At 68.1% G+C, this 21,420-nt stretch carries 12 protein-coding genes; 7 read left to right on the top strand and 5 right to left on the bottom strand.

What is annotated here, in order from left to right:
* Window positions 1-25: 25 nt before the first annotated feature.
* The 5 genes from BLT78_RS05415 to BLT78_RS05395 all read right to left on the bottom strand — a co-directional run bounded on the left by BLT78_RS05415 (window position 26) and on the right by BLT78_RS05395 (window position 8,347).
* A complete protein-coding gene (locus BLT78_RS05415; protein WP_090347982.1) occupies window positions 26-2,425 on the bottom strand; it encodes an efflux RND transporter permease subunit in 2,400 nt (799 codons plus the stop codon).
* Window positions 2,422-3,555, bottom strand: coding sequence for a WD40/YVTN/BNR-like repeat-containing protein (locus tag BLT78_RS05410; protein ID WP_090347981.1), 1,134 nt, complete (start codon window positions 3,553-3,555; stop codon window positions 2,422-2,424). The genes BLT78_RS05415 and BLT78_RS05410 overlap by 4 nt, the downstream gene beginning before the upstream one ends.
* 151 nt (window positions 3,556-3,706) lie before the next feature.
* On the bottom strand, window positions 3,707-5,062 hold the full coding sequence (locus tag BLT78_RS05405) for a DUF1329 domain-containing protein (protein WP_090347980.1): 1,356 nt from the start codon (window positions 5,060-5,062) through the stop codon (window positions 3,707-3,709).
* A gap of 32 nt (window positions 5,063-5,094) precedes the next feature.
* Window positions 5,095-6,753: a DUF1302 domain-containing protein gene (locus BLT78_RS05400; protein WP_090347979.1), complete on the bottom strand. Its 1,659-nt coding sequence runs from the start codon at window positions 6,751-6,753 to the stop codon at window positions 5,095-5,097.
* Between the two features lie 238 nt (window positions 6,754-6,991).
* The gene (locus tag BLT78_RS05395; protein ID WP_090347978.1) at window positions 6,992-8,347 is read right to left on the bottom strand and encodes a DUF1329 domain-containing protein; all 1,356 of its coding nucleotides are present in this window, start codon (window positions 8,345-8,347) and stop codon (window positions 6,992-6,994) included.
* Between the two features lie 471 nt (window positions 8,348-8,818).
* Here BLT78_RS05395 and BLT78_RS05390 point away from each other — a divergent pair, with 471 nt between their 5' ends.
* From BLT78_RS05390 to BLT78_RS05360, 7 genes are all read left to right on the top strand, one after another.
* Window positions 8,819-9,727, top strand: a complete 909-nt coding sequence (locus BLT78_RS05390) for a LysR substrate-binding domain-containing protein (protein WP_090347977.1) — start codon at window positions 8,819-8,821, stop codon at window positions 9,725-9,727.
* A 284-nt stretch (window positions 9,728-10,011) separates the two neighbouring features.
* Window positions 10,012-11,139, top strand: a complete 1,128-nt coding sequence (gene prpC / locus BLT78_RS05385; RefSeq protein ID WP_090347976.1) for a bifunctional 2-methylcitrate synthase/citrate synthase — start codon at window positions 10,012-10,014, stop codon at window positions 11,137-11,139.
* A 172-nt stretch (window positions 11,140-11,311) separates the two neighbouring features.
* Complete coding sequence (acnB, locus tag BLT78_RS05380; protein ID WP_090347975.1) at window positions 11,312-13,921, top strand: bifunctional aconitate hydratase 2/2-methylisocitrate dehydratase; 2,610 nt, start codon at window positions 11,312-11,314, stop codon at window positions 13,919-13,921.
* A gap of 214 nt (window positions 13,922-14,135) precedes the next feature.
* On the top strand, window positions 14,136-16,802 hold the full coding sequence (locus BLT78_RS05375; RefSeq protein ID WP_090347974.1) for a LuxR C-terminal-related transcriptional regulator: 2,667 nt from the start codon (window positions 14,136-14,138) through the stop codon (window positions 16,800-16,802).
* 517 nt (window positions 16,803-17,319) lie between these two features.
* Entirely contained in the window at window positions 17,320-19,431 is a 2,112-nt protein-coding gene (locus tag BLT78_RS05370; RefSeq protein WP_090347973.1) for a 3-hydroxyacyl-CoA dehydrogenase NAD-binding domain-containing protein, read from the top strand.
* A gap of 36 nt (window positions 19,432-19,467) precedes the next feature.
* Window positions 19,468-20,655, top strand: a complete 1,188-nt coding sequence (locus tag BLT78_RS05365) for an acetyl-CoA C-acyltransferase family protein (RefSeq protein ID WP_090347972.1) — start codon at window positions 19,468-19,470, stop codon at window positions 20,653-20,655.
* Window positions 20,656-20,669: 14 nt separating this feature from the next.
* A complete protein-coding gene (locus tag BLT78_RS05360) occupies window positions 20,670-21,419 on the top strand; it encodes an electron transfer flavoprotein subunit beta/FixA family protein (protein ID WP_090347971.1) in 750 nt (249 codons plus the stop codon).
* Window position 21,420: the final 1 nt, after the last annotated feature.

Raw genomic sequence — 21,420 nt, 5'->3', positions numbered from 1 at the left:
CGGCGAATGAATTCGCCCCTGCAGTTCAGGCCGCCACCGCCTGCTTCGGCCGCAACAGGAAGTGCGCCAGCGCCGGCAGCAGGATCAGCGCGCCGAGCATGTTCCAGACGAACATGAAGGCGAGCAGGATGCCCATGTCGGCCTGGAACTTGATCGGCGACCAGGCCCAGGTGGCCACCGCGATGCCCAGAGTGATGCCGGTCAGCACCACCACCTTGCCGGTGAAGATCAGCGCCTTGTAGTAGGCCTCGGACAGGCTCATGCCCTCCTTCAGCCGCGCCAGGGTCACGGTCATCACGTACAGCGCGTAGTCCACGCCGATGCCGACGCCGAGAGCGATCACCGGCAGGGTGGCGACCTTGACGCCGATGTTCAGCCAGACCATCAGCGCCTCGCAGAGCACCGAGGTGATCATCAGCGGCACCACCGCGCAGATCACCGCGCGCCAGGAGCGGAAGGTGACGAAGGCCAGCACGATCACCGCCGCGTAGACCAGCAGCAGCATCTGCACGTTGGCCTTCTTCACCACGATGTTGGTAGCGGCCTCGATGCCGGCGTTGCCGGCGGCGTTGAGGATGCGGATCTCCTCGCTGCCGTACTGCGCGGCGAAGGCTTCCACGGTGTTGACCACGCTGGTCAGGGTGTCGGCCTTGTGGTCCTTGAGGTAGGCGTAGACGGTCAGCAGGTCGCAGTTCTGGTTGAACATCTCGCGCGGGGCGCGGGTGATGATGGCGTTGAGCATGTCCTGCGAACGCGGCATCTCGAACCACTTGAGGCTGCCCTCGTTCATCCCGGCGTTGGCCACCTTGGCCAGGCCAGCCAGCGAGCTGGTGGTCTCCACCCCCGGCAGCTGCTGCAGTTCGCGCTCCAGGGCGTCCACCGTGCGCAGGGTGCTGTAGTGGGCGCAGGCGTACTGCGGGGTCTTGATCATGACGATGTAGACGTCGCTGCTCGCCGCGTAGTTGGCGACCATGAAGGCGTTGTCCTGGTTGTAGCGCGAGTCGGCGCGCAGCTCCGGGGCGCCCGGGTCGGTGTCGCCGATCTTCAGCTGGAAGCTGACCATCAGGCCGAACACGCCCATCGCCAGGCCCAGCGCCACCGCCAGCCCCGCCCACGGCGTGCGGGTGAACAGGTCGAGGAAGGCCCAGAACGGGTGCTTCCTGTGCTCGGTGTCGTTGGCTTCCTGCAGCTCGGCCTTGAGGCTGCGCTGGGCGGCGACCGGGCTGACGCCGGTGTAGGACAAGAGGATCGGCAGCAGCACCAGGTTGGTGAAGATCAGCACGGCGACGCCGATGCTGGCGGTGATGGCCAGGTCCTGGATCACCTGGATGTCGATCACCATCAGCACCGCGAAGCCCACGGCGTCGGCCAGCAGCGCGGTCATCCCGGCGAGGAACAGGCGGCGGAAGGTGTAGCGCGCCGCCACCAGGCGGTGGGTGCCACGTCCGATGTCCTGCATGATGCCGTTCATCTTCTGCGCGCCGTGGCTCATGCCGATGGCGAACACCAGGAAGGGTACCAGTACCGAGTAGGGGTCCAGCTCGTAGCCGAGGGTCGGCAGCAGGCCGAGCAGCCAGACCACCGCGATCATCGAGCAGGCCACCACCAGCAGGGTGCTGCGCAGGCAGCGGGTGTACCAGTAGAGCACCGCGGTGCAGATGACGATGGCGGCGGCGAAGAACAGCAGCACCTGACGCAGGCCATCGATCAGGTCGCCGACCACCTTGGCGAAGCCGGTGACGTGGATGGCGACCTTGTCCGACTCGTACTTGCCGCGCAGTTCCTCGATGCGCTGCGACAGCGCGTGATAGTCGATGCGTTCGCCGGTCTCGGCGATGCGCTCCTGCAGCGGCACCAGGACGATGCTCGAGCGGTAGTTGGCCGCCACCAGCTGGCCGATCTCGCCGGAGCGCTCGACGTTGATGCGCACCTGCTCGAGGCTCTCGGGCGAGCCATCGTAGTCGTCGGGGATCACCGGGCCGCCGTCCAGGCCGTCCTCGGTCACCCCGGTCCAGCGTACCGCCGGAGCCCACAGCGACTTCATGTACGGGCGGTCGACGCCGGGCAGCAGGAACACCTCGTCATTGAGCTTGCGCACGGTGTCGAGGTACTCGGCGTCGAAGATGCTGCCCTCCTTCGCCTCCACCGCGATGCGCAGGGTGTTGCCCATGCCGGCCAGCTGCTTGCGGTTTTCCAGGAAGTTGGCGATGTACGGGTGGCCGGTGGGGATCATCTTCTCGAACGCCGCATTCAGCGACAGGCCGAGCGCCTGGTAGCCGAGCAGCAGGGTGGTGACCAGACAGAAGGCGACGATCGCCAGGCGGTTGTTGAACAGCAGCCGCTCGGCGAGGGTGCCGGAGCGCCGGTCGAACTCGCTCAGGTCGGCGATGACCGCCTCGGCGGGGATGGACTGGACGTGGCTCATTGTTGGACTCCCGAAACCTGAACCCGTGAAGCGACAGCATCCGGCTCGACGCGGGACAGCCCGCGCGCGCCGGAAAGAATCAGGGCACCGTCGGCGGCCTCGGCGATGCCGGTGAGGCCGGTGCCCGGCTGCACCGCCAGGGCGGCGAAGTGCTGGCCGCCGTCGGTGCTGCGCAGCAGGCGGCCGCTCTCGTCGGCGAGCAGCAGCGAACCGTCGCGCAGCTGGCGGCCGGCGCTCAAGGTCAGCGGCTGGTCGAGCTCGACGCGCTGCCAGCTCACCCCGCCGTCGACGCTGCGCCAGGCATTGCCGCGCAGGCCGTAGGCCAGCAGGGCTTCGCCCGGCAGCTGCAGGGCGCCGAAGAAGGTGCCGGCGTAGGGCGTGCGGAGCTCGGCGAAGCTGGCGCCGGCGTCGACGGAGCGGAACAGCGCGCCCTGCTCACCGGCGATCAGCAGCGCATTGCCGTCGATCTGGATCTGGTAGAGGTGCTTGCCGCGCGGATTGGGAATCTGCCCGACCAGAGACTGCCAGCTCTTGCCGCCGTCGCTGGTCTGCAGGGCGATGCCGTAGGCGCCGACCACGTAGCCGCGCAGCTCGTCGCGGAAGCGCACGCCGAGGAACGGCTTGTCCGGGCCGTCGCTGACCAGGTATTCGGCGCTGCGCAGCGCGGCGGCCGCGCCCTCCTCGCCGGCCTCGACGCGGCGCTTGGCGTCGTCGCGGATCAGCTCTGCGGCCTGGCTGCCGTCGAGCTGGCGCTGCCAGGTCTCGCCGCCGTCGCGGCTGGCCAGCACCACGCCGCTGTGGCCGACGGCCCAGCCGTGGCTGGCGGAGACGAAGTGCACGTCGGTGAGCGCCACGCTGACCGGCACGCTGCTGGCCTGGCGCCAGCTGCGCCCGGCGTCGTCGGAGAGCAGCACGGCGCCGCGCTCGCCCACAGCGACCAGGCGGTCGCCGGCGCGGGTCACCGCCAGTTGCAGGCTGTGCTGGGCCCGCACGCTCTCGCGGGCGGGGAGATCGAGCAGGTCGGGCACCTTGGCGCCGCCTGCGGCTTGGGAGGGGCCTGCCAGGCAGACCAGGGAGAGCATGACGGCAGCGAGGGCTGTCCGGCGATGGAGCGGATAGGGCGCGTGCATGATGCGTACTCGAATCCGACCCCCCGCCTCCACAGGCACCATCGAGCAGGGGCGCCTGGCTGGGGGCACCTGCGGGCGGGAGAGTCATGAGAGGAAACTCCGGCACCCCGCCCGGGGCGAAGGTGCCGGGACTGCGACCTGAGGCGCGGACTCAGCGCACGCCTTCGGCGGCGACCGCATCACCCGTGAAGTGCGTCTCCGGCTGACGCTCGACCACCTTGTAGACCGCCTCGTTGAGCGACTGGGTGGTGCTCATGGTGTTGGCCTGCAGGTTGAAGATGTGCGCCGGCTTGAGCGCCAGCATCGGCGTGGACGGCAGTACGAACGGGGTGATCTGGGTGGTGCGCCACAGCTTGCCTTCGCTGTCGTAGCCGTCCATCAGCAGGACCATCCAGGAGTCCTCGTCGATGTAGAACTTGCGCTTGGGCACTGCATGGCGCTTGCCGGCAGAGACGTTGGCCTCCACTTCCCAGACGCGGTGCAGCTCCCAGCGCACCTTGTCGGGGTTGAGGTGGTGCTGACCGTAGGCCTCGTCGAGCTTGGCGGTGACCACTTCGTTGGCGTTGTAGGGGACGTACAGCTCCTTCTTGCCCACCAGCTTCCAGTCGTAGCGGTCGATATGGCCCATCAGGCCCATCACCTCGTCGAAGTAGTTGGCGCCGGAGGCGACGAAGTCGGGGGTGTCGTAGGCCACGGTCGGCGCGCGGCGCACGCGGCGCTGGCCGACCAGGTACTGCCAGGCCTGGCGCGACTGCGCGACGTCGATGCTGTCGCGGAACACCAGCGACTCGCCGGCCTTGAACGGCGGGGCGATGGTGCTGAAGCGCTGCAGGAAGTACTCGCCGCTCCAGGTGCCCGCCGAGCCATCCTTGTAGTAGTACGGGTACTGGTTGGACTGGTCGTTCATGGTCGCCAGGGTGCGCGAGCCATCGGCGGTCAGCACGATGTTCTTGAAGTTGGCCACCTCGGTGGCCTCGTTCTCGACGCGCAGCAGGTGGTTCCAGATCACCTCGATACCAGCCTTGGGGATCGGGAACGGCACGCCGCCGTAACAGCCCTCGAGCGACTTGCCGCCGTCCTTGAGCTGGCACTGGGTGGCGTTCTTGGCGGTGTTGTCGTACACGTACTGCGGCGCAGCGGCGGTACGGTGGGTCGGGTAGACGTCGACACGGAAGCTGTCCGGATACTTCTTCAGCAGCGCCTGGGTGCCCTCGGAGAGCTTGTCGGCGTACTGCGCAAGGTTCTGCGCAGTGATCTGCGCCAGCGGCTTCTCGCCCGGGAAGGGTTGCACCGGGATGTCGCCGACCTTGGCACCGGAGGTCGCCACATCCTTGGCGCCGCTCCACGCCGGGATGCTGCCGTCCTTGTTGCCGGCCAGCTCGCCACCCAGCGGGTTGAGGGTCTTGCCCAGCGCCGCAGCCTCTTCGGCGCTCACCGCGGCCTGTGCACCCTGCGCGCCCATCAATACGGCAGCCAGCGCTGCCCACAAAGCCGTTTTCTTGTGCATTTTTATATTCCTCGACTAAGGGGGAGATGAACTCAGAAGGTGCGTTGCACGGAGAACGACACGAAGTCGCGGTCGCCGTGGAAGTTGTCGTAGGAGAGTTCGGGCACCGCGGTGTCGTACTTGATCACCGAGCCGTCCGGACCGTAGTAGTGGGTGAAGCCGAGGCTGGCCTGCCAGGTCTTCTGGTACTCGGCCTTGAGGCCGAGGCTGATGTTGCCGCCGTGGTTGGCGGGGAACAGCGCGCCGTTGACCGAGGAGCGGCCGAACAGGCCGTAGCTCACGCCGATCGGCACCTGCAGGTCGACACCCGGCATGACCTGGAAGTACTCGGGGGTGAAGATGAACTGCAGCGCGCCGGCGTCGCGGGTGGCCTCCGGATCGAGCTGGTCCTTGTTGTCGGTGACGCTCAGGCGGCGGTTGAAGGCGAATTCGCCGATGAATGACGCGCCGTGCCACAGCGGGCTGGCCTCCAGCACGGTGATCGCCGACAGGTTGGCATGCAGGGTGCGGCCTTTCGGGAAGGCGGCATCGTCACCACCGTCGGCGCCGAGGCTGGAGGGCACGATCACCGTGTTGCCGCGGGCCACCAGCGGCATGTCGTCGCGGAACGACAGTTCCCCGGCGACGTTGGTCTCGCCGACGAGGGTGCTGAAGCTGAAGCCGACGGTGCGGATGTCCTCGGCATACACCATCTCGTAGCGCATGGTGTCCGGGTACAGGTAGAACTGCGGCATCTTGTCGTGGAACTGCGCCGCGTAGATGCCGTATTCGGTGTCGCCGGACTTGAACTTCAGCTGCACGCCACCCTGCCCCGAATCGCGGGCCTCGATGTCGTCGGCGCGCAGCGCGGTGACGCCCGGGCCGAGGATCAGCGACTCGCCACCCTCGTCGACGAAGTCGGCGAAGCTGAAGTAGCTGCCGGCGGCCGGCAGGCGGCTCTTGCGCCACTCCAGCTGGTAGTAGGCGCCGATGGACACGTCGGAGTTGATCTGCAGTTGGCCGGCGACCTGGCCGACCGGACGGAGGATCTCCTTGAACTGCGAGTTGGGCACCGACAGCGCCTTGATCAGGTCCAGCGAGGTCTGCGCCGCGGCGATGCCGTTGGAGCCGAAGAACAGGCTCTCGCCGTACAGCTGGGTGAAGCGGCCGGCCTTGGCGTTGAGATTCATGTTCGCCGGGGCGAAGCTGCCGTAGACGAAGGCGTCCAGCAGTTCGGCCTTGCGCCCGTGCAGCTTCTCGGTGTCGTCGGTGAATTCGTCGTAGTCGGCGGAGCGGGAGTTGACCAGCGCGCCACCCAGGTCGCCGGGGTTGTCGTTGGACTTGTTGTAGACGTCGTCGTACCAGGCCGCACCGCTCAGGCGCAGGCCGTAGTTGCGCTTGTAGCGCAGGTCGAACTCGGAGAGCAGGTCGAGACGGTTGGAGATAAGCCCCTTGTCGAAGTTCTGGTCGCCATCGTTGGTGTTGGCCTGAACTCCGAGGGAATCGTCGGCGATGTCGGAATCCACGTCGCTGGTACGCCAGGCCGCGCTGTACTTGACCGTGTTGTCCCAGGACATGCGCAGATCGGGATTGCCCGAATCGATCTGGAAAGCGAAGGCGGAACTGGTTGCCGACAAGCCTGCAACCGCTCCAGCGACCGCGAAAAACAGCTTCTTCAGGTGGAACTTCGGCAGACTGGTGCTGTTGCCCATGTCTTGATCCTCGAAATCTTATTGTTGTTGTCAATTTCGTTCGGCTGTTGCGCGCACCCACTTCCCCGGTGCCCGCCCCGCCTTCCAGCGGTGTCGGTTTACAAGCTATTGCCGGCGAGACTTACCGTCCAATACCGATTCAAGCCTTAGCCAATACCCAAAAGGTATTGACATACGCGCGACCGCATGACGCCCCGCCAGCGCTGCGGCGGGCGCGCCAGACGGCCCCGGGCGCGGCTCAGCGCACGCCGTCGCCGGCCACCGCCGCGCCGGTGAAATAGCTCTCCGGCTTGGGCGGCACCACGCGGAAATCCTCGCCGTTGAGCATCTGCACCACGCTCATGGTGCCGCCCTCGAGGTTGAACACCACGGCGGTGCGCAGCAGGGTGGCCGGGATGGCCGGCACCACGTAGGGAATCCCCTGGGTGGTGCGCCACAGACGTCCGTCCTTGTCGTAGCCGTCGACCAGGGCAATCGCCCAGCTGTCCTCGTCGATGTAGTAGCGGCGCTTGGGCACCGCGTGGCGGCGCCCCTGGGCCAGGCTGGCTTCCACCTCCCAGACGCGGTGCTTCTCCCAGCGCAGGTGGTCGGGATCGAGGTGGTGCCGGTCCAGCGCCGCGTCGGCGCTGACCGCCAGCAGACCGTTGGTGTTGTAGGGAATCAGCAGCTCGCGCTTGCCGACCAGGCGCCAGTCGTAGCGGTCCAGCGCGCCGAAGAAGCCCTGCACCTCGTCGAAATAGTTGGCGCCGGAGGACACGAAGTCCGGCGTGTCGTAGGACACCGTCGGCGCGCGGCGCACCCGGCGCTGGCCGACCAGGTACTGCCAGGCCTGGCGCGGATACTTGCCGTTGATGCTGTCGCGGGCGACCAGCGCCTCGCCGGACTTGTACGGCGGCTCGACGGTCAGGTAGCGGAACATGGCGTACTCGCCCGACCAGTCCTCGGGACGGGCGTCCTGGTAGTACGGCGGATACTGGAAGGCGATCTCGTTGCGCGTGGCCAGGGTATGGCTGCCGTCGGCGCTGCCGACGATGTTCCTGAAGCGGTACTCGATCGACGGCGCCTCGACGCGCAGCAGGTGGTTCCACATCACCTCGACGCCCTGTCCGGGAATCGGGAAGGGGATGCCGCCGATGCAGCCCTTGATGGTGTCCCAGCCGTCTCGGATACCGCAGCGCACGGCGTTCTGGGCGACATTGGCGTACACCGCCTGCGGCGCCGCGGCGGTGCGATGGGTGGGATAGACGTCGAGGTGGAAGCTGTCCGGGTACTTGCGCAGCAGCTCGCGGGTGCCGTCGGAGAGCAGCGCGTCATAGGCGGCCATGTTGGCGGCGCTGACCCGGTACAGCGGCTGCTCGCCGGGGAACAGATCGACGGGAATATCGCCGAGCATCGGCCCCGACGGCGCCTGGGTCAGCCCACCCTGCCAGGCGGGAATGCTGCCGTCGGCGTTGCCGGCGCGCTCGCCGCCCAACGGCGTCAGGGTGCCATCGGTCAGCCTGGCCGCCTCCTCCGCGCTCACCGCCGCCTGCACGGCCGGCGAGCCCAGCACGGCGACCGCCAGGGCCATTCCCAGTGTGGTTTTCCGGTACATCGAAACATCCTCGAATCGGGGACTTGCGACCGGGAATGGCGCAGCGCCCGGCGAAACCAACTTCGCCGGGCAATCGAAGGCAATTGCGCAAGTTTGTTCGGACAATTCTCCGGGCAATATCCCTGCGGGGCCGCCCGACAATAAGCGGGACAGCCATTAATTGACCGGGTGATTGAACAATCGAAACTGGCAGGCAATTATCCGCACGCGGTAAATGCCCTCCGCGCTGGATAATCCGCGGGCGCAAAGTTTCCCGCCGCCGCGCTCCGGTGCCATCCACGACCGAAATCGTTGTTGTTATTGTAAATTCCGTTTCCTTGTGTATTTTGATTGCCACACCTGACCGTAACTTGGCCGGCCGAGTGCGCAGGCAATCTATTGGCCGGATGCCCAGGCGTCCAATACCATAAAAAACCGCCGCCGCTACCACAAAGGTATCGCGCGGCCGAATCGCTCCGACAAGGCTGCCCCATGGATCTGCGCCATCTCCGTTACTTCATCGCCGTCGCCGAAGAACAGAACATCGGCCGGGCCGCCGCGCGCCTGCACATTTCCCAGCCGCCGCTGACCCGGCAGATCCAGCAGCTCGAGGAAGAGCTCGGCGTGCTGCTGTTCACCCGCACCCCGCGCGGCATGGAGCTGACCCCGGCCGGCGAGATGCTGCTCGACGAGGCGCGCAACATCCGCGCGCTGGTCGAGCAGGCCACCGAACGCACCCAGCGCGCCGGCCAGGGCAAGCTCGGCAGGCTCGACGTCGGCATATTCGGCTCGGCGATCCTCGACATCATCCCCCGCCTGCTGGAGCGCTTCCGCGGCGCCTATCCGGACGTCCGTGTGGTCCTGCACAGCATGAACAAGCACGAGCAGATCGAGGCCCTGCGCCAGCGGCGCATCGACGCCGGCTTCAACCGCATGCTCGCGCCGTTGCCGGACATCGCCTCCGAGCTGGTCACCACCGAGTCGCTGCTGCTGGCGGTGAGCGCGGACCACCCACTGGCCAGTGAGGGCGTGGTGCCGTTCCAGGCGCTCGCCGAACACCCGCTGATCCTGTTCCCCAGCGGCAGCCGGCCGAGCTTCATGGACATGGTGCTCGGCTTCTGCCAGCAGGCCGGCTTCGTCCCGCAGATCGCCCAGGAGGTCGGCGACACCGTCACCGCCGTGGCGCTGGTCGCCCGCGGCTTCGGCGCCTGCCTGGTGTCGCAGTCAACCGCCGTGCTGGCGTTGCCGGGGGTGGTCTACCGCCCGCTCAGCGGCCTGCCGGACAACGCGCGCATCGACCTCAGCTGCATCTACCGCGCCGAGGACCACTCGCCGATCCTCGCCGCCTTCCTCGCCGTGGTCCGCGATTTCCATGATCGGCCGGCTTCGGCCGGCGCCTGATAGCCATCAGCGACCGCAGCAGGCGCGCGGCGCTCTGCCATGCGGCCTCCACCCTGCGCTCCACCCATTTCCACCCGAAAATCCACCCGAGGCTGGACGCAGGTGCCCCGGGCCGGCTGCTAAAAATCGGCTCCAGCTCCGATGACAAACCCAACGCACGAGGGCCGCACCTGCTGCCTTGCCGCAGGCGAGCGTCTGCCAGCGCCCGTCCGGGCCGGATCCCGTTCCGGAAGCTGCCCCGCGGTACCTCGGCGACAACCAGAAGAATGCAAGAGGAGAACGCCATGGCTGAAGCGAAAGTGCTCAGTGGCGCCGGCCTGCGTGGCCAGATCGCCGGACAGACTGCCCTGTCCACCGTCGGCAAGGAAGGCGCCGGCCTGACCTACCGCGGCTACGACGTGCGCGAGCTGGCCAAGGACTGCCTGTTCGAGGAAGTCGCCTACCTGCTGCTCTACGGCGAACTGCCCACCGCCGCCCAGCTCGACGCCTACCAGCAGCGTCTGTCCGCCCTGCGCGACCTGCCCCAGGCGCTCAAGGAAGTGCTCGAACGCATCCCGGCCGACGCCCATCCGATGGACGTGATGCGCACTGGTTGCTCGATGCTCGGCAACCTGGAGCCGGAAGCCAGCTTCGCGCAGCAGCGCGACATCGCCGACCGCCTGCTGGCCGCCTTCCCGGCGATCATGTGCTACTGGTACCGCTTCTCCCACCAGGGCGTGCGCATCGACTGCGTCACCGGCGAGGCCGACCTCGGCGGCCACTTCCTCGCCCTGCTGCACGGCAAGAAGCCCAGCGAACTGCACCGCAAGGTGATGAACGTGTCGCTGATCCTCTACGCCGAGCACGAGTTCAACGCCTCGACCTTCACCGCCCGCGTCTGCGCCTCGACCCTGTCCGACCTGTACTCCTGCATCACCGGCGCCATCGGCTCGCTGCGCGGCCCGCTGCACGGCGGTGCCAACGAGGCGGCGATGGAGATGATCGAGAAGTTCGCCTCGCCGCAGGAAGCCATCGACGGCACCCTGGCCATGCTGGCGCGCAAGGACAAGATCATGGGCTTCGGCCACGCCATCTACAGCGTGTCCGACCCGCGCAACGAGGTGATCAAGGTCTGGTCGAAGCAACTCGCCGAGGAAGTCGGCGACACGGTGATCTTCCCGGTCTCCGAGGCGATCGACCAGGTGATGTGGGAGCAGAAGAAGCTGTTCCCCAACGCCGACTTCTACCACGCGTCCGCCTACAACTTCATGGGCATCCCGACCAAGCTGTTCACCCCGATCTTCGTCTGCTCGCGGGTCACCGGCTGGGCCTCCCACGTGTTCGAGCAGCGCGCCAACAACCGCATCATCCGCCCGAGCGCCGAGTACACCGGCGTCGAACCGCGCGCCGTGCCGGCCCTGGCCCAGCGTTAAACAGCGGTAGCGGTCCCGATATGGGAGCAGTACCGGGAAAGAGGCTGGTCACCCTCGCTTTCCCGGTACTGCTCCCATTCTTTTGCCCGCCGTTTTCCCCGGTGCGTTTCCGCCGTGGCGCAAACGCCCTCCTTGTATGCCTCTCCCCATCGACATGACTGGAGATATCCCCTTGCTCGCAAGCTATCGCCAACACCTGGAAGAACGCGCCCAGCAGGGCTTGCCGCCCCTGGCCCTGAACGCCGAGCAGACCGCCGCGCTGGTCGAGCTGCTGAAGAATCCGCCGGCCGGCGAAGAAGAATTCCTGGTTGACCTGATCACCAACCGTGTTCCGGCTGGCGTGGACGAAGCTGCCTACGTCAAGGCCGGCTTCCTGACCGCCCTGGCCAAGGGCGAAGTCGCCTCCCCGCTGCTGACCAAGACCCGCGCCGTCGAGCTGCTGGGCACCATGCAGGGCGGCTACAACATCGCCACCCTGGTCGAGCTGCTGGACAACGCCGAGCTGGCCAACGCCGCCGCCGAGCAGCTCAAGCACACCCTGCTGATGTTCGACGCCTTCCACGACGTCGCCGAGCGCGCCAAGAAGGGCAACGCCGCCGCCAAGGCCGTGCTGCAGTCCTGGGCCGACGGCGAGTGGTTCCTGGCCAAGCCGGCCGTGCCGGAAAAAGTCACCCTGACCGTGTTCAAGGTCCCGGGCGAAACCAACACCGACGACCTGTCCCCCGCTCCGGACGCCTGGTCGCGCCCCGACATCCCGCTGCACGCCCTGGCCATGCTGAAGATGGCCCGCGACGGCATCGAGCCGGTCCAGCCGGGCGCCGTCGGCCCGCTGCAGCAGATCGAAGCCGCCAAGGCCAAGGGCTTCCCGGTCGCCTACGTCGGTGACGTGGTCGGTACCGGCTCCTCGCGCAAGTCCGCCACCAACTCGGTGCTGTGGTTCTTCGGCGACGACATCCCGTTCGTGCCGAACAAGCGCGCCGGTGGCTTCTGCTTCGGCACCAAGATCGCCCCGATCTTCTACAACACCATGGAAGACGCCGGCGCCCTGCCGATCGAATTCGACTGCACCAACCTGGCCATGGGCGACGTCATCGACGTCTACCCGGTCAAGGGCGAAGTACGCCGTAACGGCAGCGACGAGCTGGTCACCACCTTCGCGCTGAAGACCGACGTGCTGCTCGACGAAGTCCGTGCCGGCGGCCGTATCCCGCTGATCATCGGCCGCGGCCTGACCGAGAAGGCCCGCGCCGAGCTGGGCCTGGCGCCGTCCACCCTGTTCAAGAAGCCGGAAGCGCCGGCCGACAGCGGCAAGGGCTTCACCCTCGCCCAGAAGATGGTCGGCCGCGCCTGCGGTCTGCCGGAAGGCCAGGGCGTGCGCCCGGGCACCTACTGCGAGCCGAAGATGACCACCGTCGGTTCCCAGGACACCACCGGCCCGATGACCCGCGACGAGCTGAAGGACCTGGCCTGCCTGGGCTTCTCCGCCGACCTGGTGATGCAGTCCTTCTGCCACACCGCTGCCTATCCGAAGCCGATCGACGTCAAGACCCACCACACCCTGCCGGACTTCATCATGAACCGCAGCGGCGTGTCCCTGCGTCCGGGCGACGGCATCATCCACAGCTGGCTGAACCGCATGCTGCTGCCGGACACCGTCGGCACCGGTGGCGACTCGCACACCCGCTTCCCGATCGGCATCTCCTTCCCGGCCGGTTCCGGCCTGGTCGCCTTCGCCGCCGCCACCGGCGTGATGCCGCTGGACATGCCGGAATCCGTGCTGGTGCGCTTCAAGGGCAAGCTGCAGCCCGGCATCACCCTGCGTGACCTGGTGCATGCCATCCCCTACTACGCCATCCAGCAGGGCCTGCTGACCGTCGAGAAGAAGGGCAAGAAGAACATCTTCTCCGGCCGCATCCTCGAGATCGAAGGCCTCAGCGGCCTGACCGTCGAACAAGCGTTCGAGCTGTCCGACGCCTCCGCCGAGCGTTCGGCTGCCGGTTGCACCATCAAGCTGCCGGAAGACGCCATCGCCGAGTACCTGAAGTCCAACATCACCATGCTGCGCTGGATGATCGGCGAAGGTTACGGCGATGCCCGTACCCTGGAGCGTCGTGCCCAGGCCATGGAAGCCTGGCTGGCCAAGCCGCAGCTGCTGGAAGCCGACAAGGACGCCGAATACGCCGCCGTGATCGAGATCGATCTGGCCGACGTCAAGGAGCCGGTCCTCTGCGCGCCGAACGATCCGGACGACGCCCGCCTGCTGTCCACCGTTGCCGGTCAGAAGATCGACGAGGTGTTCATCGGTTCGTGCATGACCAACATCGGTCACTTCCGCGCGGCCGGCAAGCTGCTGGACAAGGTCAAGGGTGGCATCCCGACCCGTCTGTGGCTGGCGCCGCCGACCAAGATGGACGCCCACCAGCTGACCGAGGAAGGCTACTACGGCATCTACGGCAAGGCTGGCGCGCGCATGGAAATGCCGGGCTGCTCGCTGTGCATGGGTAACCAGGCGCGCGTACAGACCGGTTCCACCGTGGTTTCCACCTCGACCCGTAACTTCCCGAACCGCCTGGGCGACGCGACCAACGTGTTCCTGGCCTCGGCCGAGCTGGCGGCGGTGGCCTCCATCCTCGGCAAGCTGCCGACCGTCGAGGAGTACATGGCGTACGCGAAGAACATCGACAGCATGGCTGCCGACATCTACCGCTACCTGTCCTTCGACCAGATCGCCGAGTACCGTGAAACTGCCGCCACGGCGGTGATCCCGGCCGTAGCGGTCTAAGCGTCTGCCCCGCCTGGCGCGCCAGGCGGGGCAGCGTCAAGGCGATCCCCTCGGTGAGGCGAATCCATTCGCCTCACCGAGCCGCACCGGCGAATGAATTCGCCCCTGCAGATATGCGACTACCCTGGGCGCATTCCCCAGAATAGAGCCCCCACGGCCGCGATCTGCTACCTTCACGGGCAACCACGCCGTGAACAACAACAGAAGGCCTCCGATGGCTTCCCCCCTCGTCAATCCGAGCCAACTCCGCCCACTGCCCCTGCCCGACAAGGCTCTGCCCCGTCCGCGTCTGCTCCAGCACCTGCAGGACGCCGCCACGCGCGGCTGCCGGCTGATCCTGCTCAGCGCCCCGCTCGGCTATGGCAAGACCACCCTGCTCGCCCAGTACGCCGCCAGCCTGCAGACGCCCTGGGCCTGGTATCGCCTGGACCGCACCGACAACCAGCCGCTGCACCTGCTGCTGCACCTGGGCGCCGCCCTCGGCCTGCCCGCCCCCGAACACGGCCTGATGCCCGCCGACGAGCCCCGCCTGTGGGGCGCGGTGCTGCAGCGCCTGGAACAGCAGAGCGACGGCTTCACCCTGATCCTCGACGACCTGCACCTGCTGCGCGCCGAGCGCGCCCGCCGCTATCTCGACCAGCTGCTGCGCTACGGCCCGCCCGGCCTGCAGGTGCTGGCCGCCAGCGAGGGTGCCCCGGAGCTGGCCATCAACCACCTGCGCCGCGACGAGCGCCTGGCAATCATCGACGCCCGCGAGCTGGGCGTGGACAGCGAGGAAATCCGCCAGCTGGCCAGCCTGCGTGGCGCCAGGCTGGACTCCGACGCGCTCTACCAGCTGCGCGCCGGCAGCGAGGGCTGGATCACCGGTCTGCTGTTCTGGTTCACCGCCCACCGCGAGCTGGCGCCGACCGGCACCCAGCCCGAACTGCTGCGCGGGGTGACCCGCCAGGCCTACACCTACGTGGTCGATTTCCTCGGTGAGGAAGTGCTGGCCGGGCTGCCCGCCGAGCTGCTCGACTTCATGGAGCGCACCTCGGTGGTGCAGACCTTCGAGCCGGCGCTGGCCAACCTGCTCGGCGGCCATGCCGACAGCCGCCCGCTGATCAGCCAGGCACTGCGCCGCGACCTGTTCATCGAGCAGCGCCCCGGCGCGCGCGCCGAATACCGCTACCACACCGTGCTGCGCGAGGTGCTCTACCAGCGCCTGCAGCAGCGCGCCCCGCAGCTGCTCCAGCAGCTGCACCAGCAAGCGGCGAGCTGGCTGCTCGAACAGCGCCGCTATTCGGAAGCCATCCACCAGTACGGCCGCGCCCGCGACTTCAACGCCGTGCTCGCCACTGCCGAGCGGCACACCTTCGACCTGCTGCGCGACGGCCAGGTCAACGCGCTGGTCGACCTGCTCAACCAGGTCGAGGTCAACGGCCAGACCGGCAACGACCATTTCACCCTGGCGATCAGCGAAGCCTCCATCGTCATGGTCACCAACGACATCGCCCGCACCCAGGCCTGCATCCAGCGCCTGCAACTGCTGCAGCGCCAGGGCGTGACGCGCAATCCCGAGCGGGTGCAACAGACCATCGCCTACCTGCGCACCCTGCTGGCGCTGCTCGGCGGCAACCTGCGCCACGGCATGGAGCTGGCCGGCCAGGCACTGCAGCGCTACCCACAGCGCAATGCCGCCGCCTCGGTGCTGCGTTTCAACCGCTCCCGCTGCCTGTTCCACCTGGGCCAGCTCGCCGCCGCCCGCCAGGACGTGGAGCAGGCACTGAGCGAGCTCGATGAGTTCGGTTTCAGCGGCTTCGCCAACATTCCCCATTTGCTGCTGGGGCAGATCGAACTGGCCGAGGGCGACAGCGAGGCGGCCCTGCGCCGCTTTCTGGCCCTGGAGCGCAAGTCGCCGGCCACCGCCTCGCGCAACTTCTACGAACTGTTCCACCACCTCGGCCTGGGGCTGGTGTTCGTTCAGCAAGGGCATCTGGAACAAGCCAGGCAACGCCTGGCCAAGGCGGAAACCCTGGCGTTGGGCTTTCCCCACTCCGCCGCCCTGGTCCGCGTGCTGCATCACCAGGCCTGCCTGTGCGACGCCACGGGCGATGCCGGCAAGGCGCAGGCCCGCTGGGACGAAGCGCGCCGCCTGGCCCGCCAGTTCCGCCAGTTCGCGCTGTACCGCCTGGCCGGCGCCTGGCGTGCGCGCCTGGCGGTGCGCGAGCGTGACCAGGACTTCATCCTCGCCTGGCTCGAGGAGTGGCACTGGTGCCAGCGCCAGTATGGCGAGGACCTGACACCGGACGAATGGTTGGCCTACGCCTGGGTGCAGCGTCACCTCGGCCAGCCAGGAATGGCCCGGCAGATCCTCACCAACCTGCGCGAACAGGCCGAGGCCGAGCACAACCGTCGCCTGCAGCTCGACCTGTGGCTGCTCGAAGCTGCGCTGCAGCGTGACCGTGGCGAACAGAACGCCGCCCTCGCCTGCCTCGACGAGGCCCTGCAACTGGCCGCAACCCATGGTTTCACCCAGCTGCTGCACCACGAGGGCCGCGAGCTGAACGAGCTATTCCGCCAGCTGCTGCAGCCGCAGACCCGGCGCCAGGCTGGCCTGGAGCGCCCGCTGCCGCCCCGCGAGCAGCTCGCCGCACTGCTGGCCGGCCTCGGCAGCGGCGGCGAAGGCGCCGCCCAGGCGCTGCTCGAACCGCTGACCCGCCGCGAACTGGACGTGCTGCGGCGCATGGCGCGCGGGCAGAGCAACCAGCAGCTCGCCGACGGCCTGTTCGTCAGCCTGAGCACGGTGAAGACCCACATCAACAACCTGTTCCGCAAGCTCGACGTCACCGACCGCGACGCCGCGCTGCGTGCCGCGCGCGAGTTGCGTCTGCTCGACTGAGGCCTGAGGCCCCTGGAGCCGGCTTGCCGGCGATGCTTGCCCGGAGGAGCATCGCCGGCAAGCTGGCTCCTACGCTAATCGCGCTGCCCACCAGCGGCCCGCCAACCTGCCGTCCCAAGTTCCACCCGCTCTTCCACCCTACTCCACCCGCAAATCCACCCGCGGTTCGAAGCGCGCCGCGCGGGCGGCTTGCTAAAAATTCAGGCATCCGATCTCCCTGCACAACAACAACGAGGGGAACCGCATGCCAGCCAACTCCGCACCTGTGCGCCGCATCGCCATCCGGCCGTCGCCATGCCGGCCTGCCGTCTGCCTCGTGCGTTCGCGTCACGAGTCCGGCGCCATCCCGATGGATATTCCCGACCACGTTTACCGGGCCTGAGAGCCTGAACAGCTCCGGCGGTCCTGGTCACCCTCCGCCGGGGCCTTGCCCGGCCGCCTCAACCCTCCCAGGCGGTTTTTTCTACTCAGCCAGCCCGCCTGCCATGCGGGCCGGCCAACCCGACAGAGGTCTGCCATGTACTCCCTGATCGACTATTCCCTGGACAACGAGCTGGCCCTGATCGGCCTGTCGCGCGCCCCGGTCAATGCCCTCGGTCTCACCCTGCGCCAGGAGCTGCAGGCCGCCTTCCGCCAGGCCAGCGCCGATCCGGCGGTCAAGGCCATGGTCGTCTACGGTCGCGGTCTGCCGTTCTGCGCCGGCGCCGACATCGCCGAGTTCGGCGGCGCCGACTTCACCGCCAGCCCGTGCCTGCCCGAGCTGCTCATCGAGCTGGCCGCCAGCCGCAAGCCGATGGTCGCCGCCATCGGCGGCCTGGCCCTGGGCGGTGGCCTGGAGCTGGCCCTGGCCTGCGGCTACCGCATCGGCGAGCCGAAGGCGCGCCTGGGCCTGCCGGAAATCACCCTCGGCCTGTTGCCCGGTGCCGGCGGCACCCAGCGCCTGCCGCGCCTGATCGGCGCCGAAGCCGCGCTGGAAACCATCCTCTCCGGCCAGCCGCTGCGCGCCGAACGCGCCCTCGAGCTGGGCCTGGTCGAGCGCCTGGCCGCCTCGGCCGACGACCTGCTCGACGCCGCCCGCGCCTACGCCCGCGAACTGCTGCAGGCGGGCGCCCCGGCCCAGCCGGCCTACCCGCATGCGGAGCCGGGCGTCGCCCTGCCGGACAACTTCTTCGTCGACTACACCGCCAAAAAGAGCGCCCAGTGGAAGGGCCAGCTCGCCCCGCACCTGGCGCTGGAGGCGGTGCGCATCGCCTGCGAGCAGCCGCAGGCAGTGGGCCTGGCCCGCGAGCAGGAGCTGTTCATGGAAGCCATGGACTCGCCGCAGTCCAAGGCCCTGCGCCACCTGTTCTTCGCCGAGCGCGAGGCCGGCAAGGTGCCGGGCATCGACGCCTCCCTGCCGCTGCGCACCATCCGCAAGGTCGCGGTGATCGGCGCCGGCACCATGGGCGGCGGCATCGCCATGAACTTCGCCAACATCGGCATGCCGGTGGTGCTGCTCGAGCAGAAGCGCGAGGCGCTGGACCGCGGCCTGGCGCAGATCCGCAAGAACTACGAGATCACCGCCAAGCGCGGCAAGCTGACCCAGGACCAGGTCGAGCAGCGCATGGCCCTGCTGGCCGGCACCCTCGACTACGCCGACCTGGCCGACGCCGACCTGGTGATCGAGGCGGTGTTCGAGAGCATGGAGGTCAAGCGCCAGGTGTTCGCCACCCTCGACGAGGTGTGCAAGCCCGGCGCCATCCTCGCCACCAACACCTCGACCCTCGACGTCGACCGGATCGCCGCCTTCACCCGCCGCCCGCAGGACGTGATCGGCCTGCACTTCTTCAGCCCGGCCAACGTCATGCGCCTGCTGGAAGTGGTGCGCGGCAAGGAGACCGCCCTCGACGTGCTGGCCACCGCGCTCAAGCTGGGCAAGCAGATCGGCAAGCTGCCGGTGGTTTCCGGGGTGTGCTACGGCTTCATCGGCAACCGCATGCTCGAGCCCTACGCCCGCGAGGCGCACCGCCTGCTGCTGGAAGGCGCCACCCCGGCGCAGATCGACCGCGTGCTGACCGACCTCGGCCTGGCCATGGGTGTGCTGAGCATGTACGACCTGGTCGGCATCGACGTCGGCTACCTGATCCGCACGCCGCTGCGCGAGGCGCTGGCCAGCGACCCCAGCTACTACCGCCTGGCCGACGAGCTCTACGCCCTCGGCCGTCTGGGCCAGAAGACCGGCCGCGGCATGTACATCTACGAAGGCCGCGAGCGGCAGGACGACCCGGAAGTGCTGGCCATGGCCGAGCGCCTGGCAGCCGAGCTGGGTATCCAGCGCCGCGCGATCAGCGACCAGGAAATCCACGATCGCTGCCTGTTCATGCTGATCAACGAAGGCATCCAGATCCTCGACGAAGGCATCGCCCTGCGCGCCGGCGACATCGACCTGGTATGGACCTGCGGCTACGGCTTCCCCACCTGGCTGGGCGGCCCGCTGCACTACGCCGAGCACCTCGGCCTCGAGCGCGTGCTGGCCGGCATCCGCCAGTACCGCGCGCAGCTCGGCGCCTACGGCGAGCAGTGGTTCCAGCCCGCGGCCCTGCTCGAGCAACTGGTCGCCGCCGGCAAGACCCGCATCAGCAAAGACTAACCAGCCATTTTCTGCATAAAAACAAGGATATCCCCCATGAATCAGCGTGAAGTAGTGATCGTCAGCGGCGTCCGTACGGCAATCGGCGATTTCGGCGGCAGCCTCAAGGACTTCGCCCCCGGCGACCTGGGCGCCATGGTTGCCCGCGAGGCCCTGCAGCGCGCCGAGGTCGGCGGCAACGAGGTCGACCAGGTGGTGTTCGGCAACGTCATCCACACCGAACCGGCCGACATGTACATCTCCCGCGTGGTCGCCCTGAAGAGCGGCGTCAGCGAGAACTCCACCGCGCTGACCGTCAACCGCCTGTGCGGCTCGGGCCTGCAGGCCATCGTCACCGCCGCCCAGGGCATCCTGCTCGGCGACGCCGACATCGCCCTGGCCGGCGGCGTCGACATGATGAGCCGCGCGCCCTACTCCTCCTCGGCGATGCGCTTCGGCGCGCGCATGGGCGACACCGGCATGACCGACATGCTGATCGGCGCGCTGACCGACCCGATGCACAAGGTGCACATGGGCATCACCGCCGAGAACGTGCGCCGCACCTACGCCATCTCCCGCGAGGCGCAGGACGAGCTGGCGGTGGAATCGCACCGCCGCGCCGCCCAGGCCATCGCCGAGGGCCGCTTCAAGGAGCAGATCCTGCCGATCACCCTGAAGACCCGCCGTGGCGAGGTGGTGTTCGACACCGACGAGCACGTGCGCGACAACGTGACCATCGAGGAGCTGAGCAAGCTCAAGCCGGCCTTCGAGCGCAACGACGGCACCGTGACCCCGGGCAACGCCTCCAGCCTCAACGACGGCGCCGCCGCCGTGGTGCTGATGGAGCGCGCCACCGCCGAGCGCCGCGGCCTCAAGCCGATGGCGCGCATGCTGTCCTACGCCCTGGCCGGCGTCGACCCGATGCACATGGGCATCGGCCCGGTCCCGGCTTCCAAGCTGGCCCTGGAGCGCGCCGGTCTCGCCATCGCCGACATCGACGTGGTCGAGGCCAACGAGGCGTTCGCCGCCCAGGCCTGCGCCGTCACCCAGGTACTCGGCCTCGACCCGGCCAAGGTCAACCCCAACGGCTCGGGCATCTCCCTCGGCCACCCGATCGGCGCCACCGGCACCATCATCACCCTCAAGGCCCTCTACGAGCTCGAGCGCACCGGCGGCCGCTACGCCCTGGTGACCATGTGCATCGGCGGCGGCCAGGGCATCGCCGCGGTCTTCGAGCGCATCTGAGAGAGGAAACCGACATGAAAGTACTGGTCGCGGTAAAGCGCGTGGTCGACTACAACGTCAAGGTCCGGGTCAAGGCGGACAATTCCGGCGTCGACCTGGCCAACGTCAAGATGGCCATGAACCCCTTCTGCGAGATCGCCGTGGAAGAAGCGGTACGCCTCAAGGAAAAGGGCATCGCCTCTGAGGTCGTCGTGGTCTCGGTCGGTCCGAGCGCCGCCCAGGAGCAACTGCGCACCGCCCTGGCCCTCGGCGCCGACCGCGCCGTGCTGGTCGAGGCCAATGACGAGCTGGGCTCGCTGGCCGTCGCCAAGCTGCTCAAGGCGGTGGTCGACAAGGAACAGCCGCAGCTGGTGATCACCGGCAAGCAGGCCATCGACAGCGACAACAACCAGACCGGGCAGATGCTCGCCGCGCTGACCGGCTTCGCCCAGGGCACCTTCGCCTCCAAGGTCGAGGTGGCCGGCGACAAGGTCAACGTCACCCGCGAGATCGACGGCGGTCTGCAGACCGTTTCACTGAAACTGCCGGCCATCGTCACCACCGACCTGCGCCTCAACGAGCCGCGCTACGCCTCGCTGCCCAACATCATGAAGGCCAAGAAGAAGCCGCTCGACGTACTGACTCCGGATGCTCTCGGCGTGTCCACCGCCTCCAGCGTCAAGGTGCTCAAGGTCGAGGCCCCGGCCGCGCGCAGCGCCGGGATCAAGGTCAAGTCGGTGGCCGAGCTGGTCGAGAAACTGCAGAACGAAGCGAAGGTGATCTGAG

It is taken from the genome of Pseudomonas oryzae (assembly GCF_900104805.1).
GTDB lineage: Bacteria > Pseudomonadota > Gammaproteobacteria > Pseudomonadales > Pseudomonadaceae > Geopseudomonas > Geopseudomonas oryzae.
The sequence above is the reverse complement of the archived record's forward strand: the minus strand, read 5'-3'. Positions and strand labels throughout refer to the sequence as shown.

Coding starts and splice junctions, on each gene's coding strand:
- BLT78_RS05415 (WP_090347982.1), bottom strand. CDS start 2,425: ATGAGCCACGTCCAGTCCATCCCCGCCGAGGCGGTCATCGCCGACCTG.
- BLT78_RS05410 (WP_090347981.1), bottom strand. CDS start 3,555: ATGCACGCGCCCTATCCGCTCCATCGCCGGACAGCCCTCGCTGCCGTC.
- BLT78_RS05405 (WP_090347980.1), bottom strand. CDS start 5,062: ATGCACAAGAAAACGGCTTTGTGGGCAGCGCTGGCTGCCGTATTGATG.
- BLT78_RS05400 (WP_090347979.1), bottom strand. CDS start 6,753: ATGGGCAACAGCACCAGTCTGCCGAAGTTCCACCTGAAGAAGCTGTTT.
- BLT78_RS05395 (WP_090347978.1), bottom strand. CDS start 8,347: ATGTACCGGAAAACCACACTGGGAATGGCCCTGGCGGTCGCCGTGCTG.
- BLT78_RS05390 (WP_090347977.1), top strand. CDS start 8,819: ATGGATCTGCGCCATCTCCGTTACTTCATCGCCGTCGCCGAAGAACAG.
- prpC (WP_090347976.1), top strand. CDS start 10,012: ATGGCTGAAGCGAAAGTGCTCAGTGGCGCCGGCCTGCGTGGCCAGATC.
- BLT78_RS05375 (WP_090347974.1), top strand. CDS start 14,136: ATGGCTTCCCCCCTCGTCAATCCGAGCCAACTCCGCCCACTGCCCCTG.
- BLT78_RS05370 (WP_090347973.1), top strand. CDS start 17,320: ATGTACTCCCTGATCGACTATTCCCTGGACAACGAGCTGGCCCTGATC.
- BLT78_RS05365 (WP_090347972.1), top strand. CDS start 19,468: ATGAATCAGCGTGAAGTAGTGATCGTCAGCGGCGTCCGTACGGCAATC.
- BLT78_RS05360 (WP_090347971.1), top strand. CDS start 20,670: ATGAAAGTACTGGTCGCGGTAAAGCGCGTGGTCGACTACAACGTCAAG.